The organism is Arthrobacter sp. ZGTC131, assembly GCF_002929275.1.
Classification (GTDB): domain Bacteria; phylum Actinomycetota; class Actinomycetes; order Actinomycetales; family Micrococcaceae; genus Arthrobacter.
In genome coordinates, this window is the sequence record NZ_PJIK01000115.1 from 1 (window position 1) to 516 (window position 516).

At 41.9% G+C, this 516-nt stretch carries 1 rRNA gene; it reads right to left on the minus strand.

The window, feature by feature from the left end:
* Window positions 1–377 precede the first annotated feature (377 nt).
* Window positions 378–496, minus strand: a 5S ribosomal RNA gene (gene rrf, locus CXQ90_RS23275).
* Between the last annotated feature and the right edge of the window lie 20 nt (window positions 497–516).

The window sequence follows — 516 nt, forward strand, 5'->3', positions numbered from 1 at the left end:
AAAATATAACCACATGAAATGACATATATATAAGTTAAACAGTACATAGAGATGCAATTTTTTATTTTTATTTCATTTTTTGATATTTTTTTCACACTTAGGAGAACATAGGAACCAACCGTATAAAAAATAAACTCAAACGGACAAAATATGTGACATGTAGAATTTTCCAAAACTCTACCGAAACGGACAAAATATGTCATCTATTAAAATAGGCGTAACTTTCTCATACGGACTCGGAATCAGGCAAATGATATATCCACGGACATCTACAGAAAATGTTACATCCGATTCTCCCCAGCCCTCGCCCAAGGGGCGACACAACACGAGGGACGCAGCGGCGCGAGTCAAAAGGGGGGAGAGAGAGACAAAAAGGAGGGATGCAACACGAGGACTTCCCAGGAGGTCACCCATCCTAGTACTACTCTCGCCCAAGCACGCTTAACTTCGGAGTTCTGATGGGATCCGGTGCTTTAGTGCTGGTATGATCACATCCGACTTGCTTTGGCGTCATTC